Source organism: Actinomadura sp. WMMA1423 (assembly GCF_006547145.1).
GTDB lineage: Bacteria > Actinomycetota > Actinomycetes > Streptosporangiales > Streptosporangiaceae > Spirillospora.
Genome location: NZ_CP041244.1, coordinates 1,986,497 through 2,002,697, shown reverse-complemented (window position 1 = coordinate 2,002,697; position 16,201 = coordinate 1,986,497). Strand labels below are relative to the sequence as shown.

The window sequence follows — 16,201 nt, the reverse complement described above, 5'->3', positions numbered from 1 at the left end:
TCGGCCGAGCGGCGATCGCTTTCGTGCTTTCGGTGTGAGGGCGCGAGTTCGCTGATCGCCCGCCTGGTGTTAGGAGAAGAAGGCAGATGACCGTGTCGCAGCAGCAACCGGTGACCCCCGGAGACGACCTCCTCTCATCTCCGTCCGAGGACCGCGCGCACCGGATCCGCCGATCCCTTGAGCGGCTGATCGGTGTGGCGGCGACGGAGGGCAACGAGGTCACCCCCCTTCGCAACGGGGATGAGATCTTCCCGCGGATGCTGGAGGAGATCGCCGGAGCACGGCGGACCATCGACATGATGACCTACGTCTACTGGCGCGGAGACATCGCGAACCGATTCGCCGACGCGCTGTCGGAGCGCGCCCGCGGCGGCGTCCGCGTCCGGCTGCTGCTGGACGGCATAGGCGCCTGGCAGATCGAGAAGGACCTGGTGCAGAAGATGGAGCGGGCGGGCGTCACGGTCGCCTGGTTCCGCAAGCCCGTCTACGTCTCGCCGTTCAAGCAGAACCACCGCTGCCACCGGAAGGTGCTGGTGGTGGACGAGCAGGTGGCCTTCACCGGCGGCGTCGGCATCGCCGAGGAGTGGTGCGGGGACGCCCGCGACGAGAGCGAGTGGCGCGACAGCCACTTCAGGGTCCGCGGGCCCGCGGTGGACGGGATCGCAGCCGCGTTCGCGCAGAACTGGGCCGAGTGCCACGACGTCCTGTTCGACGAGCGGGACACCTTCGTCGGGCACGAGCCGGTCGGTGACGCCGTGGTCCAGGTCGTGCGCGGGTCGGCCAGCGTCGGCTGGCAGGACATGCAGACCCTGCTCCGCGCCATCCTCCAACTGGCCGAGAAGCGGCTGCGGATAGCCTCCGCCTACTTCGCCCCCGACGACTACTTCGTCAATCTGCTTTGCGAGACCGTCGCGCGCGGGGTCGAGGTGGACATGCTCCTCCCCGGCCCGCACGCCGACAAGCGCGTGAGCCGCCTGGCCAGTCAGCGGCATTACGAGGACCTCCTGAAATGCGGTGTGCGCATTCATCAGTTCCAGCCGGCGATGCTGCACACGAAGATCCTCACCATGGACGGGATCGTCTCGCTCATCGGGTCCACGAACTTCAACCGGCGCTCCATGGACCACGACGAGGAGGTCATGCTCGCCGTCATCGACCAGGAGCTCACCGCGACCCTGGACGGTCACTTCGAGGAGGACCTCGCCCGCAGCAAGCAGATCGACCACGCGCGATGGGCGCGGCGGTCCGTCGGGCAGCGCGCCAAGGAACTGTCCATCACGCCTATCCGCCGCTTCCTTTAGAGCGCGCGCCCGGCAGGAGGACGGGCCCTGAAGCTGTACGGGGTGAAGGTGGCGCCGTCCACGAGGAGGTCGCAGCGGTCGAGAGTGGCGTCGGCCGTGAAGTGCTCCTGCTCGCGGACGGCCCAGTCCTCCCAGGCTCCGGCGTACTCGGGGCCGTCCCGGTCGAGGGCGCGGGCGCGCCGCAGGTCGTACGGCGCGTCGATCCAGATCCGGTAGGCGGCGGGTCCCTTCGCCCACGCGGACCCGACGCCCTCCAGGACGAGGACGGGCGCGGGCGGGATCCGCTCCTCGGGCCCGTAGCGGTCGCGGTGCCAGTCGTAGCGGCGCAGCAGGGCGGGGCGCCCGTCGCGGAGCGGGTCGAGCACGGCGCGGCGGAGCGGCCGCCACCAGGTGAGCGGATCCGCGTCCCACGGCACCCGGAAGTCGTCCGAGCGGACGACCGGGGCGCCGACCAGGACCTCCGCCAGGTGGCTCGCGAACGTCGACTTGCCCGCGCCGCTGGGGCCGTCCACCGCGACGATCCGGACAGGGCCGCAGGACGGCGGCAGGGCGAGCAGCCGCGCGGCGAGCGCGGCGTACGTCACGCCGGCGTACGGTCCCGCGCGGGAGGGCTCCCGGGGGTCGGGATCGTCGGGGCGGGGCTCAGCGGGGTCCGGCACGGACGGCATACTTCCAGGTACCCGCGCCGCGGCGGAGCCAGCCCGAAGGAGAACGCCCTTGCCCGGACCGCTCGAAGGCGTCGTGATCATCGATCTCAGCCGTGTCGTGGCGGGCCCGCAGGCCACCATGACGCTGGCCGACCTCGGCGCCCGCGTGATCAAGGTCGAGCAGCCGGGGGCCGGCGACGAGACCCGCGGCTGGGGCCCGCCGTTCGCGGGCGAGGACCGGGTGAGCACCTACTACCTGTCGATCAACCGGAACAAGGAGTCGATCACCCTCGACCTGAAGTCGGACGAGGGCGCCGGCGTCCTCGCCCGGCTCGTCCGGCACGCCGACGTGCTCGTGGAGAACTTCAGGCCCGGCGTCCTCGCCCGGCTCGGCTTCCCGGTCGAACGGCTGCACGAGCTGAACCCGGGGCTGGTCGTCCTGTCCATCACGGGGTTCGGGCACGGCGGCCCCGAGGGCGGGCGCCCCGGCTACGACGCGATCATGCAGGGCGAGGCCGGGATCATGAGCGTGACGGGGCCGCCCGGCACGCCGAGCAAGGTCGGCCTGTCGATCGCCGACATCCTCGCGGCGGGCAACGGCGTCGCGGGCGTGCTGGCCGCCCTGTACGAGCGGACCCGGACCGGGCGCGGCACCGTCGTCCGCACCTCGCTGCTGGCGTCGGTGGTCGGCGCCCACATGTTCCAGGGCACGCGCTGGACCGTCGCCCGGGAGGCCCCCGAGTCGGTCGGCAACGACCATCCGTCCATCGCCCCGTACGGGACGTTCCGCTGCAAGGACGGGCAGCTCCAGATCGGCGTCGCGAACCAGAACCTGTGGCGCAGGTTCGCGCCGATCGTCGGACTGGACCCCGATGACGCCCGCTACGCGACGATCCCCGACCGCGCGGCCCGGCGCGCCGAGCTGACCGCCGACATCGAGCGGGCCCTCGCGCATGACACGCGCGACGCGTGGCTCGCCCGGCTCGGCGAGGCGGGCGTCCCGGCGGGGGCGATCCGGTCGATCGACGAGGTGTACGAGTGGGAGCAGACCCGCTCGCAGGGCCTGGTCATCGAGGTCGAGCATCCGCAGCTCGGGCCCATCGAGCTGCCGGGCCCGCCGCTGCGCTTCGACGGCGCCCCGCCACGCGGGCACACCGCGCCTCCGCTGCTCGGCGAGCACAACGACGCGGTCATGGCCTGGCTGGAAGGTCTCGAGGAGCCCGAGTGACGCGGCGGGCGTCCGGGTGTGAGGATCATGGTGCGTTGACGGCGAAGGGGAGGGGCCAGTGATGGATCTGCTCGGCGGGACGGGCGGCCCGGTGCGGATCGCCGGACGTGAGCTTCCGCGCGACGAACTGCTCGGCCGGGCGTCCGCCGTCGCCGCGGAGATCCGGGGCGCGGACGCGGTCGCCGTGCACGCCACGGCGTCCCTGGAGACGGTCGCCGCGGTCGTGGGAGGCCTCCTCGCGGGCGTCCCGGTGGTGCCGCTGCCGCCCGACTCCGGGCCCGCCGAGCGCGCGCACATCCTCGGCGACTCCGGCGCGAGCCTGCTCCTCGCGGCGGACGGGACGGACCGCGCCGACGGCGAGCCGCCGCTCGTCCCGGTCGACTCCCTGCCGCGCAATGGAAGCGCCGGGGGCGGCGACGTGCCCGCCGACGCGACCGCCCTGATCCTCTACACGAGCGGGACGACGGGCGCTCCGAAGGGCGTGCTGATCTCGCGGGGCGCGATCGCCGCCGGGCTCGACGCCCTCGCCGAGGCCTGGGCCTGGACGCCCGGGGACGTCCTGGTCCACGGTCTGCCCCTGTTCCACGTGCACGGCCTCGTGCTCGGAGTGCTCGGACCCCTGCGGGTCGGTTCCACCCTCGTCCACACCGGACGTCCCAAGCCGGAGCTGTACGCGGCTGCGGCGCGCGACGACGGCGGCAGCCTGTTCTTCGGCGTCCCCACCGTCTGGTCGAGGACGGCGGCGGACCCGTCCACCGCCGAGGCACTGCGCGGCGCCCGGCTGCTCGTCTCCGGCAGCGCGCCCCTGCCCGTGCCCGTCTTCGAGCGGCTCTCGGCCCTCACCGGGCACCGGCCGGTGGAGCGGTACGGCATGACCGAGACCCTCATCACGATCAGCGCCCGCGCGGACGGCGACCGGCGCCCCGGCTACGTCGGCACGCCGCTGCCCGGGGTCGAGACCCGCCTCGCCGCCGAGGACGGCTCGGCCGTCCCGCCGGACGGGGAGACCCCCGGCGAGCTGCATGTCCGCGCGCCGCTGCTGTTCAAGGGGTACCTCAACCGGCCCGAGGCGACCGCGGAGTCCTTCACGCCGGACGGCTGGTTCCGCACCGGCGACATCGCCACGACCGGCCCGGACGGCTGGCACCGGATCGTCGGGCGCGCCTCCACCGACCTCATCAAGAGCGGCGGCTACCGGATCGGCGCCGGCGAGATCGAGAACGCGCTGCTCGCCCACCCCGCCGTGCGGGAGGCCGCCGTCGTCGGCACCCCGCACGACGACCTCGGCGAGCAGGTCACCGCCTACGTCGTCGCCGACGAGGTGGGGGAGAAGCAGCTCATCGACTTCGTGGCCGAGCGCCTGTCGGTGCACAAGCGGCCCCGCGTCGTCCACCTGGTCGGGTCCCTGCCCCGCAACGCCATGGGCAAGGTCGTCAAGTCCCGCCTGGGCGAGCTCTAGGGAGGACCTCCGCGAGGACGGGCCGGACCAGCTCGCGGGCGAACGACTCGGGCAGGTCGGGTGCGTCCTCGCCCTCGGCGAAGTAGTGCAGGAAGCCCTGCTGGAAGCACGCGCCCATGAGGAGCGCGGCCGCGGCCCGCGTGTCGGCGGCCGGGGCGACCCGGCCGAGGTCGCGTTCGGCGTCCAGGTAGCGGGCGAGGGCCCGCACCGGCTCCTGCGGGCCCGCGCCGTACTTGCGCAGCGACTCGCGGGTCGCCCGCATCAACCTCGGCTGCGCCGCCATCGAGACCATCATCGGGAACGTGCGCCGGTAGAAGCGCAGCCCGCCGTGCACGATCGAGACGAGGTTGGACTCCACGGTCCCCTCGCCTGGGACGCCCCTCGCGGTGAACGGCGGCATCCGCTCCTTCAGCACGCTGACCATCAGCTCCTCCTTGTCGCGGAAGTGCTTGTAGAGCAGTGCCTCCGAGTAGCCGGCCGCCTTCGCGATCTCCTTGGTGGTCGCGCCGGCGACCCCGTGCCGCCGCATGATGTCCGCCGCGGCGTCCAGGATCCGTTCGCGCGCGCTCAATGGCCCCCCTTGACAGGTGAGTGAACACTAACCACGATAGGGGTTAGTAAGTGTTCACTCACCCCCTTGGCCGCTCGCCGGCGGACCGACTCGACCGGGGGTCCGGGCAGGAGGACAGGGACATGATGAGGCTCACGGTCTTCGGGGCGACCGGCGGAACCGGCGTCCAGCTCGTCCGGCGGGCGCTGGACGCCGGGCACGAGGTGACCGCCGTCGCCCGCGACCCCGCGGGCCTGCCCGGCGAGATCCGCGCCTGCGCCGACGTCGTCGAGGCCGACGTCATGGATCCGGGCGCGATCGAGGAGGCGGTGAAGGGGCGCGACGCCGTCCTCACGGCGATCGGCACCCGCGACGGCCGCCGCCCGACCAGCGTCTGCGCGGACAGCACCCGCGCCATCACCGAGGCCATGCGGGCGGCCGGGACCGAGCGGTTCGTGCTGACCAGCGCGTCCGGGCCGCACGCCGGGCCGGGCGACGACCCGCTCACCCGATTCGTGGTCAAGCCGCTCGTCCTCGGCCCGCTCCTCAAGCACGCCTTCACCGACATGCGCGCCGCCGAGTCGCTCACCCGCGGCTCCGGCCTCGCCTGGACGATCGTCCGCCCGCCGCGCCTCACCAAGGGCCCCGGCAACGGCCGCTACCGGAGGGCGGTCGACCGCAACGTCCTCGGCGGCGCGTCCATCGCGCGCACCGACCTGGCCACCGCGCTCCTCGACGTCACCGGCGACCCGTCCACGATCGGGCACGTGATCAGCGTCTCGGGCTGAGCCGGCGACCCGGCTCGCGTCTCCGGCATGACAGCTGTCACGCCGATCGCCTGACAGGCGCCGCCGGAACCGGTGACACACGCTTCTACCGGGGACGCCCGCAAGATCGCGACGCTGGGGGCATGGAGACGAATCCGGCCATCAGCGTCGACGGGCTCCGGCAGCGCTACGGGGACTTCGAGGCCGTCGCCGGGATCTCGTTCGAGGTCGCGGCGGGCGAGCTGTTCGCGCTGCTCGGCACGAACGGCGCGGGCAAGACCACCACGCTCGAAACCCTGGAGGGGCACCGGGCCGCCCACGGGGGCGCGGTCCGGGTCCTTGGCCACGACCCGCACGGGGAACGCCGGAAGGTCCGCCCGCGCATGGGCATCATGCTCCAGGACGGCGGCTTCTTCCCGGACCTCACCGTCGCCGAGACCGTCGAGCACTGGCGCGGCTTCACCCCCTCCGCCCGCGACCGGGGCGAGGCCATCGCCATGGCGGGCCTCGCGGAGAAGGCGGGCGTGCGGGTGCGGCAGCTGTCCGGGGGCCAGAAACGCCGCCTCGACCTGGCGCTGGCCCTGCTCGGCAGGCCAGACGTCCTGTTCCTGGACGAGCCGACGAGCGGCATGGACCCCGAAGCCCGGCGCGCGACCTGGGACGTCGTCAGGGACGTGGTGGCGGACGGCACCGCGGTCCTGCTCACCACCCACTACCTGGAGGAGGCCGAGCACCTCGCCGACCGGCTCGCGATCCTGCACCGCGGCCGGATCGAGGCCTTGGGCACGGTCGCGGGCGTCGTCGCGGGGCACGGCGACACCATCTCCTTCCGGCTGCCGGAACGCCTTCAGGTCGCCGAACTGCCCCGTCTGCGCGGTGCCCGCGCCGACGTCCGGGTGGAGGGCGGCCGCGCCGTCGCGTCCTACACCCTCCCGCCCGGCGCTCCCCGGACCGGCCCTCCGCCCTCTGGCCCCTCGGCCAGCGACGTCACCGCTGCCGGGCTCCAAGCGGGCCTCTACGAGCTGCTGCGCTGGGCCGACGAGGAGTGCGTCCGGCTGGACGGCCTGCGGGCGCGCAGCGCCTCCCTCGAAGACGTCTTCCTGCGCACCGCCGAAGGAGCCGCCCGATGAGCCCCGCCCTCCCGCGAGCCACCGCCCTCCCGCGAGCCACCGCCGTACTGCGCGTCGCCCGCCTCGACCTCACCCTGCTCTGGCGGAACCGGACCGCCCTCTTCACCGCCGCCGGCCTGCCGGTCCTGTTCGCGGCCATGCTCGTCCCGGTCCGCGGCCAGAAGATCGACGGCGTGGACGGCGCCCTCCTCCAGGGCACCGGCCACCTGGGGTTCTTCCTCGTCTTCGCCGTGTTCATGAACCTCGTCAACGTGTTCACCGCCCGCCGCGAGGACCGCACCCTCAAGCGGCTGCGCGGCACCGCCCTGTCGGACGCGGAGATCGTCGCCGGCGGCGTCCTCACCGCGACCGCGCTGTACGCGGTGCAGGCCGTCGCGCTGCTGGTGCTGCTCGGCGCCGCGATGGGCGGCCGGGTCCCCGCCGACCCCGTCCTCGTGCTGGCGGGGCTCGCGGGCGGCGCCGCCGTGTTCGCGATCCTGGCGTTCGCGGTCTCGGGCGTCACCCCGAACGCCGAGCTGGCGCAGCTCACCGTCCTGCCGATCATGTTCGGCTGCATGCTCGGCGCCGGGGTCGTGCTCCCGCTGGACGGCCTGCCCGGATGGCTCCAGGAGGCCTGCCGCTGGGTCCCGCTCAGCCCGGTCGTGGAGATCGTCCGGACCGGGTACTTCGGCCAGGACTTCGTGCACCGGGCAGGCCACCCGGCCGTGGGCCTGGGCGAGGGCTGGCTGACCTGCGTGCGGCCGTTCCTCCTCCTGGCCTTCTGGGTCGCGTTCGGCCGCATCCTGGCCACCCGGTGGTTCCGGTGGGAGCCGCGGCACGCCTGACCAGCCCGGGCCCACGGTTACAGTGCGATGCGAGGAGGAACGAGGACATGGCGGTCGCGACCACGGCGGACATCGAGGAGCAGGCCGCCCGCAGGCTGGAGCGCTACCGGCGGGTGACGTACCGCTCGTTCATGTTCGCCGCCGCGGGCTTCGTCCTGCCGGGTCTCTACGGGCTCGAGACCGCCTACACCCGCGGCGACGCGGGCCCGCCCCTGATCGCCGCGGTCGTCGCGGGGCTCGCCCTGCTCGCCTGGTGCTACGCGCGGCTCGTCCGGGCGGGGCTCGAAGGGACCGCGTCCAAACGGGACACCCTGATCAGCGCGGCCGTCGCCGCCGCGCTGAGCCTCATGCTCCTCAGCAGCCCGTGGTTCAGCGTGATCCCCGTGTTCTGGGTCTCGGCGGTGGTCCTGGCCCCGATGGGACGCGGCAGGATCGTCGCGCTGTGCGCGGGCACCGGGGCGTACTGCGGGCTGGTCGCCACGGTGGCCGCGGAGCGCCTGTACCCCGAGAGCGACGCCCCCTGGTACGTCGTCTTCCCGGTGCTGTGCGCGCTGTACACCGCGGTCTCCGGGTTCGTCGTGTTCGTCAACCGGTACCAGCGCCGCATGTGGGAGCTGCACCAGGAGGCCTACGCGGCCCGCGACGCCCTCGCGCGGCTCGCGGTCACCGAGGAGCGGCTCCGCTTCTCCCGCGACCTGCACGACCTGCTCGGCCACAGCCTGTCCCTCATCGCGGTGAAGAGCGAGCTGGCCAAGCGGACCGTGCGCGACGACCCTGACCGGGCGGGCACCGAGATGGCGGACGTCCAGCACGCGGCCAGGGAGGCGCTGCGGGAGGTCCGCGCCGCCGTCCGCGGCTACCGGGCCGTCGAGCTGGACGCCGAGGTGGCCGGGGTCAGGGCCGTCCTGGAGGCCGCCGGGGTGCGCTGCGAGATCGGCCGCCTGCCGGACGGGCTGCCGCCGGAGGTCCGCTCGGTGCTCGCCTGGGTGATCCGCGAGGGCGCGACCAACGTCATCAAGCACAGCGAGGCGCGGCACTGCACGATCACTCTGGACGTGTACGGCGCGCGTGCCCGGGCCTCGGCCGAGGACCCGGCACATGGTGGGCCCGCCGGCGACGCCGCTCGCGGCGCTCCCGCCGACGCCCTCTACGGTGACTCCGTGGTTCTGGAGATGCGCAACGACGGCGTCCGCGGCGCCGGGACCGCCGACGGGGCGGGACTGACCGGCCTCGCCGAGCGCGTCGCCGTGCTCGGCGGCGAGATCACGGCCGGCCGGCACGGCCGCGACGGGTTCCTGCTGCGCGCCGCCGTCCCGCTGCCGCCCGGGGGCGGGCCCGAGGCGAGCGGCACCGCCGGCGGCCGGGCGCACCCGGTCGGGAGGCCCGCGTGATCCGGGTCCTGCTCGCCGACGACGAGCACCTCATCCGCGGCGCCGTCGCCGCGCTCCTCGGCCTGGAACCCGATCTGGAGGTCGTCGCCGAGGTCGGCCGCGGCGACGAGGTGGCCGCCGCCGTCGCCGCGCACGCCCCGGACGTGGCCGTCCTCGACATCGAGATGCCGGGCGCGGACGGCCTCGCCGTCGCAGAGGAGCTGCACGCCTCCGGCGCCCCCTGCGCGGTGTGCATCCTCACGAGCTTCGGCCGCCCGGGCTACCTGCGCCGGGCCATGTCCGCCGGGGTCCGCGGCTTCGTCGCCAAGGACGCCCCGACCGACGAGCTGGCCAGCGCCATCCGCAAGATCCACGGCGGCGGCCGCTACCTGGACGCCGAACTGGCCGCCAGCGCGATGGCCGCCGGCGACAACCCGCTCTCCGAGCGCGAGCGCGAGGTCCTGCGCCTGGCCGGCGCCGGCGCCGAGACCGCCCGCATCGCGGCCGACCTGCACCTGTCGGAGGGGACCGTCCGCAACTACCTGTCCACCGCCATGGCGAAGATGGGCGAGCCCACCCGCGTCCGCGCCGCCCGCGCCGCGATCGACATGGGTTGGATCTAGGCTTGGGGCGTGAGCGAGCCATTGGTCGAGCGCATGCAGGGATTCGGCGAGACGATCTTCGCTGAGATGTCGGCCCTCGCCGTCCGGACCGGGGCGATCAATCTCGGGCAGGGCTTTCCGGACGAGGACGGCCCCGCCGGGGTCCTGGACGCGGCGGTGGAGGCGATCCGGTCGGGGGCGAACCAGTACCCGCCCGGTCCCGGGCTGCCCGAGCTGCGGGAGGCCGTGGCGGCGCAGCGGCTGGAGCGGTACGGGCTGTCGTTCGATCCGGCGACCGAGGTGTTCGTGACCGTGGGCGCCACCGAGGGGATCGCCGCGTCCGTGCTGTCGCTGGCCGGGCCGGGCGACGAGGTCGTCGTGTTCGAGCCTTACTACGACTCGTACGCGGCCGTGATCGCGCTCGCGGGAGCGGTGCGCAGGCCCGTCACGCTGCGGCCCGTCGAGGGGCGTTTCACGTTCGACCCGGACGAGCTGCGCGCCGCGGTCGGCCCCCGCACCCGGGCGATCCTGGTGAACTCGCCGCACAACCCGGCCGGCACCGTGTTCACGCGGGAGGAGCTGGAGGCGATCGCCCGCCTCTGCCGGGAGCACGACCTGGTCGCGATCACCGACGAGGTCTACGAGTACCTGACGTTCGACGACACCGAGCACATCCCGCTGGCGACCCTCGAAGGCATGCGCGAGCGGACGGTCTCGGTGTCCTCGGCGGGCAAGTCGTTCTCGGTGACCGGCTGGAAGACCGGATGGGTGACGGCGCCCGCCCCCTACGTCCGGGCCGTCCAGACCGTGAAGCAGTTCCTCACCTACGCGGTCAGCGCCCCCTACCAGCGTGCCGCCGCCTACGCGCTGCGCAACGAGATCCCGTGGGTGGAGGAGCTGCGCAAGTCGCTCCAGGCGAAGCGGGACCGTCTCATCACCGGCCTGGAGGAGGCCGGCTTCACGACCTTCCGGCCGCAGGGCACCTACTTCGTGCAGGCCGACATCCGCCCGCTCGGCTTCACCGACGGCAGGGAACTCGCCCGCGCCCTCCCCGAGAAGGCGGGCGTCGTCGCGATCCCGAGCCAGGTGTTCTACGACCACGCCGAGGCGGGTGCCCATTTCGTCCGGTTCGCGTTCTGCAAGAAGGACGAGGTCATCGACGAGGCCGTGAGCCGCCTGGCGCGCCTGCGCTGAGCGGTCCGGCGCGCCTGCGCTGAGCGGTCCGGCGCGCCCGCGCCGGGCGGGCCCGTCCGGCGCAGGCGGCGGGGCATTGCCGGAAAGTGCCGAAGAAACGGCGTTCGTTGGGCGGAATTCGCCCGTGAGCGGTGCCCGCCGCGCGGGTTAGCGTCCGTCCCGTGACCTGGGGCCATCGGGAAGAACGCGAGGGGACGCTCACCGGCGAGCGGATCCTGATCGCGCTCGGCGGCAACGCCATGACCGCGCCGGACGGCAGCGCCACCCCGGACGCGCAGGCGGCCGCGATCGAGGACGCGATGGCGCATGTCGCCGAGCTCGCCGCGGCGGGCGCGCGGGTCGCGCTCACGCACGGCAACGGCCCGCAGGTCGGCAACCTGCTGATCAAGAACCAGCTGGCGGCGGGCGTGGTGCCGCCCGTCCCGCTGGACTGGTGCGGCGCGCAGACCCAGGCCACCGTCGGCGTCATGATCATGAACGCGCTGGAGCGGGCGCTGGCCGCGCGGGGCGCCGCCCGGCCCGTGTCGACGGTGGTCACGCGGACGCTCGTGGACGTCGCGGACCCCGGTTTCCTGGCGCCCGCCAAGCCGATCGGCCGCTACTTCCCGGAGGAGGAGGCCCGCCGCTCGATGGCGCTGGGACAGGTCTGGAAGCATTTCGGGGACCGGGGCTGGCGGCGCGTCGTCGCCTCTCCCGAGCCGCTGGAGATCCTGGACGCCGGCGCGGCGGCCCTTCTCCTGGACGCCGGGCACGTCGTGGTCTGCGCGGGCGGCGGGGGAGTGCCCGTGGTCCGGGCGGACGGGGCGCTGTGCGGCGTCGAGGCCGTCGTCGACAAGGACCTGGCCGCGCAGCTGCTGGCCCGCCGCCTGGAGGCCACGACGCTCGTGATCGCCACCGACGTGGAGAACGCGATGACCGGGTTCGGGACGCCGCAGGCCCGCCCGCTGCACCGCACGACGGTCGCGGAGCTGACGGAGCTGGCCGCCGCCGGGCACTTCGCCGGAGGCAGCATGGGCCCGAAGGTCGAGGCGGTGCGGCGGTTCGTCGCGGCCGGCGGGCGGCGCGCCGCGATCGCCTCGCTGCCCCGGCTCGGCGACGCCGCGCACGGCAGGGCGGGGACGGTCGTCGAGGGCTGACCCCGGGTAGAGACCGATCACCGGAGCGGCCGGCGATCATCCCAGACGACGATCGCCCAGCGGCGATCGACACAGACCAGCGACAGCACGGACCGAGGAGCGATGACGGTGCCCGATCCGATCGAAGTCCGCAAGATCCCCATCGAGAGCGTGACCGACGCGTCCGGGCTCGCCCGGCTGATCGACGACGGCGTCCTGGAGGCCGACCGCGTGCTCGCCGTCGTCGGCAAGACCGAGGGCAACGGCGGCGTGAACGACTACACGCGGCTGCTCGCCGACCGGGCGTTCCGCGAGGTGCTCCTCGCCAAGGGCACCCGGACGGCGGAGGAGGTGGCGCGGGTCCCGCTGGTGTGGTCGGGCGGCACGGACGGCGTCCTCAGCCCGCACGCGACCGTCTTCGCGACCGCCGACCCCGCCCGCGTCCCCGTCTCCGACGAGCCCCGGCTGTCGGTCGGCGTCGCGATGAGCGAGGTCATCCTGCCCGAGGACATCGGCCGCCCCGCGATGGTGGAGACCGTCGCCGCCGGCGTCCGCGAGGCCATGAAGACAGCCGGTATCGACGATCCGGCCGACGTCCACTACGTGCAGACCAAGACGCCGCTGCTCACCCTCGACACGATCAACGACGCGAAGACCCGCGGCCGCGACGTGGTCACCGAGGACACCCTCAAGTCGATGGACATCTCCAACTCCACGACCGCGCTCGGCATCGCCGTCGCGCTCGGCGAGATCGAGACGCCGTCCGCCGGGCAGATCCACAAGGACCTGTCGCTGTACTCCTCGGTGGCGTCGTGCTCGTCCGGCGTCGAGCTGGACCGGGCGCAGATCGTGGTCGTCGGCAACGTGCGCGGCATCGGCGGCCGGTACCGGGCCGGGCACGGTGTGATGAAGGACGCGCTCGACGCCGACGGGATCTGGGACGCCGTCCGCTCGACGGGCCTGGACCTGCCCGAGCGGCCCCGGACGGCCGACCTCGGCGACCGGCTCGTCAACGTGTTCATCAAGTGCGAGGCGGACCCGTCCGGCTCGGTGCGCGGCCGCCGCAACATCATGCTGGACGACTCCGACGTGCACTGGCACCGGCAGATCAAGGCGTGCGTCGGCGGCGTCGCGGCGTCGGTCACCGGCGACCCGGCGGTGTTCGTGTCGGTCGCGGCCGTCCACCAGGGGCCGTCGGGCGGCGGCACCGTCGCGGCCATCGCCGACCTCGGCTGAGGGGGGCGGGACGGCACCGGAGAAGGCGCGCGGATACGGAGAGTATCCGTAGAGCGGCCCCTTGTGGTCGCCGGAGGCTATAGCCTTCCTGCCGTGTCCGGACTGACCATTCCCGAACCGCAGTTCCCCGGGGACGACGGGAGCGCCGACCCGCGGCTGTGCGAGGCGCTCGCCGGGTACGCGTCCGGCCGCGTCGGCGCCCACACGGTGCTGCGGCGGCTCCAGGGGGCGCGGCTGCTGGTGCCGATCGTCGCCGTCCTCACCGAGGAGGAGCCCGCGGCGCCCGGCGAGCTGCGCCGGGAGAAGTCGAGCGACATGGCGCTGCCCACCCTGATCGGCGACGACGGCAGGCGTGGCGTGCTCGGCTTCACCTGCACCGAGACGATGAAGGCGTGGCGCGCCGACGCCCGCCCGGTCGCGGTGCGGGCCGGCGACGCCTGCCGCGCCGCGCTCGACGAGGGCGCCGACGCCCTGGTCGTGGACGTGGCGGGCCCCGTCCCCTTCGCCGTGGACGGGCTGCGCCTGCACCTGCTCGCCGACGGCGGCCCCGTACCGCCGCCCCACGAGGACCCCGACGTCCTGGCCGCCGTCGAGGCCGCGTTCGGGTCCGACCCCTCGGTCAGCGGCGTCCGCGTCGTCGAGGGCACCTCCGCGGAGATCGCCGTCCGGTTCGCCGTCGTCCCCGGCCACGACGAGCGCGTCACCGTGCAGCGGGTCTCCGACCGGCTCGCGGAGCTGCTGCGCGGCCGCATCGTCGGCGGCGTCGAACTGAACGTCCTGCGCCGGTAGCGGCCGCCCGCGGCGCCCGCGATCTCCGGCGCCCGATAATCGTTGGCGTCGCCCGCGAGGGCTCTGCCAACCTGGCGCCATGATCGACGTCGACGCCTTCATCAACGACGGGTACGTCCGGGTGGAGCAGGCGTTCCCCCGCGAGCTGGCGGCCGAGTGCCGCGGCATCCTGTGGCGCGAGACCGGATGCGACCCCGACGACCCCGCGACGTGGACGCGCCCGGTGGTGCGGCTCGGCGACCACGCCGAGGCGCCGTTCAGGGCCGCCGCGAGCACCGACCGCCTGCGCGCCGCGTTCGACGCCGTCGTCGGCGAGGGCGCCTGGCTGCCGCGCGGCGGCCTCGGCACGTTCCCGGTGCGGTTCCCCAGCGACCAGCCGCCCGGCGACGACGGCTGGCACATCGACGCGAGCTTCGCCGGCGACGACCCGGCCGACTTCATGTCCTACCGCGTGAACGCCGCCTCGAAGGGCCGCGCCCTGCTGATGCTGTTCCTCTTCTCCGACGTGGGGGAGGACGACGGCCCGACCCGCATCCGGGTCGGCTCCCACCTGGACGTGGCGCCGATCCTGGAGCCCGCGGGGGAGGCAGGCCTCACGTTCATGGAACTGGCGGGCAAGGCCGTCCCCGCGACCGAGCACCGTCCCCTCGCCCACGCCGCGGGAGAGGCGGGCGACGTGTACCTGTGCCACCCGTTCCTCGTGCACGCCGCGCAGGCGCACCACGGCACGCGCCCCCGGTTCATGGCCCAGCCGCCGCTGATCCCCCGCGGGCCGCTTCCCGAGTCGTCCCCGGTGCGGATCGCGATCGAGCGGGGGCTCGGAAGGTAGCGCGGGCGAGGGCTCGGGCGCTCCTAGTACCAGGTCGTCGGGAGGCCGTGGGACGGGGCCTCGCCGAGGACCACCCGGTCTCCGCCCGGCCACAGCCGCAGCGTGACGACGTGCAGGACGTCGAGCCGCGAGGCGTCGCGGCCCTCGAACGACAGGTGCGCGACGGGCGCGCCGGGGGTGGCCGCGGCTCCGGCCTCCTCGATGCTCCGGTCGACGCGCGCGGCCTCCTCGTCCGACAGGTAGGCGCGCATCGTCGAGTGCCACACGACCGTGACGGCGCCCTGCCGTGGGGCGAGCCCTTCCAGGAAGTCCGCGGCGCCCGCCTTCACGACCGTCGCGGGGACCGCGGCGGCCACCTCGAACGCCGCCCGCAGCCGCGCGACCCGCGCCGCCTGGTCGGGCCACACGTACGACAGGAGCCGCCGCCGCGCGGCGGGCGAGGCCGCGTCCAGGGGGTTCGGGTCGCATCCGCGCCGCTCGGCGATGGCGAGGGGCGCGTCGACCGGGGGCAGGCCCCGCCAGGCGTCCGGCAGGACGACCGGCGACTCGGGCCCGTACGCGCCGCCCTCGTGCAGGAGCCGGAAGCGGTCGGCCCGCAGGTTCAGGCCCGCGCTGGCCCCGATCTCCAGCAGCCTGATCGGCAGGGGCCCGCCGGGCAGGGGCCTGAGGTGCAGGCGCGGGACGGCGGCGCGCGGGGGCGCGGGCCGGCAGGCGTCCGCGATCGTGAGGAGACCGCCGACGAGCGGGGCCGCCCGCCCGACCTCGTTGGTCTGCGGCGGGTCGGTGAGGCCGTCGCGGATCTCCGCCGCGTGCTCGGACAGCACGTCCCGGAACGCGGGCCAGGCCTCCAGCGGGTCCTCCGTCCCGCCCGCGGTCGGGTAGTGCGCGGCGAGTTCCGGGACCCGGCCCTCGAGGACGAGCCGGTGGACCGTCCCCAGCATCCCCAGGATGTGGCCGGTCTCCGTCCGCTCGCCGAGCACCTCCACCGCGGCCCGGCCCGGATCGCGGGCCGCCCGCGTGAGGAGCTCGGCGTACATCGGAGACCCCAGCTCGGCCGACGCCCGCGCCTGGGCGAGCAGCGCCCGTTCCGTGTCGGCCTTCCTCATCTCCACCTCACCCAGGGAGCCTCTCAGATGCTGGACCGGCGTCACGGGCGGGCG

The 16,201-nt window shown here is 74.4% G+C and carries 16 protein-coding genes; 13 read left to right on the top strand and 3 right to left on the bottom strand.

Going from position 1 to position 16,201, the window contains the following annotated elements; genetic code table 11:
- Positions 1-86: 86 nt before the first annotated feature.
- Entirely contained in the window at positions 87-1,301 is a 1,215-nt protein-coding gene (locus tag FKD65_RS09255; RefSeq protein ID WP_141577061.1) for a phosphatidylserine/phosphatidylglycerophosphate/cardiolipin synthase family protein, read from the top strand.
- Here FKD65_RS09255 and FKD65_RS09250 read toward each other — a convergent pair.
- Positions 1,298-1,960, bottom strand: a complete 663-nt coding sequence (locus FKD65_RS09250; RefSeq protein ID WP_240810049.1) for a hypothetical protein — start codon at positions 1,958-1,960, stop codon at positions 1,298-1,300. The genes FKD65_RS09255 and FKD65_RS09250 overlap by 4 nt on opposite strands.
- A 58-nt stretch (positions 1,961-2,018) precedes the next feature.
- Here FKD65_RS09250 and FKD65_RS09245 point away from each other — a divergent pair, with 58 nt between their 5' ends.
- Together FKD65_RS09245 and FKD65_RS09240 are read left to right on the top strand one after the other, a co-directional pair.
- Positions 2,019-3,176: a CaiB/BaiF CoA-transferase family protein gene (locus FKD65_RS09245; RefSeq protein WP_141577060.1), complete on the top strand. Its 1,158-nt coding sequence runs from the start codon at positions 2,019-2,021 to the stop codon at positions 3,174-3,176.
- A gap of 61 nt (positions 3,177-3,237) precedes the next feature.
- On the top strand, positions 3,238-4,635 hold the full coding sequence (locus tag FKD65_RS09240) for an acyl-CoA synthetase (RefSeq protein ID WP_141577059.1): 1,398 nt from the start codon (positions 3,238-3,240) through the stop codon (positions 4,633-4,635).
- Here the strand turns inward: FKD65_RS09240 and FKD65_RS09235 are convergent.
- Entirely contained in the window at positions 4,610-5,206 is a 597-nt protein-coding gene (locus FKD65_RS09235; RefSeq protein WP_205718612.1) for a TetR/AcrR family transcriptional regulator, read from the bottom strand. The two genes, FKD65_RS09240 and FKD65_RS09235, sit on opposite strands and share 26 nt — an antisense overlap.
- A gap of 122 nt (positions 5,207-5,328) precedes the next feature.
- Between FKD65_RS09235 and FKD65_RS09230 the strand changes: the two genes are divergently transcribed.
- The 10 genes from FKD65_RS09230 to FKD65_RS09185 all read left to right on the top strand — a co-directional run bounded on the left by FKD65_RS09230 (position 5,329) and on the right by FKD65_RS09185 (position 15,041).
- Positions 5,329-5,973 carry an NAD(P)-dependent oxidoreductase gene (locus FKD65_RS09230; RefSeq protein WP_240810048.1) on the top strand — a complete coding sequence of 215 codons (645 nt, stop codon included), beginning with the start codon at positions 5,329-5,331 and terminating at the stop codon, positions 5,971-5,973.
- Positions 5,974-6,095: 122 nt separating this feature from the next.
- Complete coding sequence (locus FKD65_RS09225; RefSeq protein WP_141577058.1) at positions 6,096-7,082, top strand: ABC transporter ATP-binding protein; 987 nt, start codon at positions 6,096-6,098, stop codon at positions 7,080-7,082.
- Complete coding sequence (locus tag FKD65_RS09220; RefSeq protein WP_141577057.1) at positions 7,079-7,906, top strand: ABC transporter permease; 828 nt, start codon at positions 7,079-7,081, stop codon at positions 7,904-7,906. Before FKD65_RS09225 ends, FKD65_RS09220 begins: the two co-directional genes overlap by 4 nt.
- Before the next feature lie 47 nt (positions 7,907-7,953).
- Complete coding sequence (locus FKD65_RS44880) at positions 7,954-9,297, top strand: sensor histidine kinase (protein ID WP_240810047.1); 1,344 nt, start codon at positions 7,954-7,956, stop codon at positions 9,295-9,297.
- A complete protein-coding gene (locus FKD65_RS09210) occupies positions 9,294-9,899 on the top strand; it encodes a DNA-binding response regulator (protein WP_141577056.1) in 606 nt (201 codons plus the stop codon). The genes FKD65_RS44880 and FKD65_RS09210 overlap by 4 nt, the downstream gene beginning before the upstream one ends.
- 9 nt (positions 9,900-9,908) lie before the next feature.
- On the top strand, positions 9,909-11,072 hold the full coding sequence (locus FKD65_RS09205; RefSeq protein WP_141577055.1) for a pyridoxal phosphate-dependent aminotransferase: 1,164 nt from the start codon (positions 9,909-9,911) through the stop codon (positions 11,070-11,072).
- Between the two features lie 161 nt (positions 11,073-11,233).
- On the top strand, positions 11,234-12,208 hold the full coding sequence (locus FKD65_RS09200; protein ID WP_240810046.1) for a carbamate kinase: 975 nt from the start codon (positions 11,234-11,236) through the stop codon (positions 12,206-12,208).
- Positions 12,209-12,310: 102 nt separating this feature from the next.
- Positions 12,311-13,423, top strand: a complete 1,113-nt coding sequence (locus FKD65_RS09195) for a ring-opening amidohydrolase (protein ID WP_240810045.1) — start codon at positions 12,311-12,313, stop codon at positions 13,421-13,423.
- 93 nt (positions 13,424-13,516) lie between these two features.
- Complete coding sequence (locus FKD65_RS09190) at positions 13,517-14,212, top strand: SseB family protein (RefSeq protein ID WP_141577054.1); 696 nt, start codon at positions 13,517-13,519, stop codon at positions 14,210-14,212.
- A 79-nt stretch (positions 14,213-14,291) separates the two neighbouring features.
- Positions 14,292-15,041 (top strand): phytanoyl-CoA dioxygenase family protein, encoded by a 750-nt coding sequence (locus FKD65_RS09185; RefSeq protein ID WP_141577053.1) that lies wholly within the window; start codon positions 14,292-14,294, stop codon positions 15,039-15,041.
- Positions 15,042-15,064: 23 nt separating this feature from the next.
- Here the strand turns inward: FKD65_RS09185 and FKD65_RS09180 are convergent, their stop codons facing one another.
- Positions 15,065-16,147 carry a DUF2332 domain-containing protein gene (locus tag FKD65_RS09180; protein ID WP_141577052.1) on the bottom strand — a complete coding sequence of 361 codons (1,083 nt, stop codon included), beginning with the start codon at positions 16,145-16,147 and terminating at the stop codon, positions 15,065-15,067.
- Positions 16,148-16,201 lie beyond the last annotated feature (54 nt).

Bases quoted from the DNA above. Each gene is read 5' to 3' on its own strand.
- FKD65_RS09255 (WP_141577061.1), top strand. From the start codon at position 87: ATGACCGTGTCGCAGCAGCAACCGGTGACCCCCGGAGACGACCTCCTC.
- FKD65_RS09240 (WP_141577059.1), top strand. From the start codon at position 3,238: ATGGATCTGCTCGGCGGGACGGGCGGCCCGGTGCGGATCGCCGGACGT.
- FKD65_RS09230 (WP_240810048.1), top strand. From the start codon at position 5,329: ATGATGAGGCTCACGGTCTTCGGGGCGACCGGCGGAACCGGCGTCCAG.
- FKD65_RS09225 (WP_141577058.1), top strand. From the start codon at position 6,096: ATGGAGACGAATCCGGCCATCAGCGTCGACGGGCTCCGGCAGCGCTAC.
- FKD65_RS09220 (WP_141577057.1), top strand. From the start codon at position 7,079: ATGAGCCCCGCCCTCCCGCGAGCCACCGCCCTCCCGCGAGCCACCGCC.
- FKD65_RS44880 (WP_240810047.1), top strand. From the start codon at position 7,954: ATGGCGGTCGCGACCACGGCGGACATCGAGGAGCAGGCCGCCCGCAGG.
- FKD65_RS09195 (WP_240810045.1), top strand. From the start codon at position 12,311: ATGACGGTGCCCGATCCGATCGAAGTCCGCAAGATCCCCATCGAGAGC.
- FKD65_RS09185 (WP_141577053.1), top strand. From the start codon at position 14,292: ATGATCGACGTCGACGCCTTCATCAACGACGGGTACGTCCGGGTGGAG.
- FKD65_RS09180 (WP_141577052.1), bottom strand. From the start codon at position 16,147: ATGAGGAAGGCCGACACGGAACGGGCGCTGCTCGCCCAGGCGCGGGCG.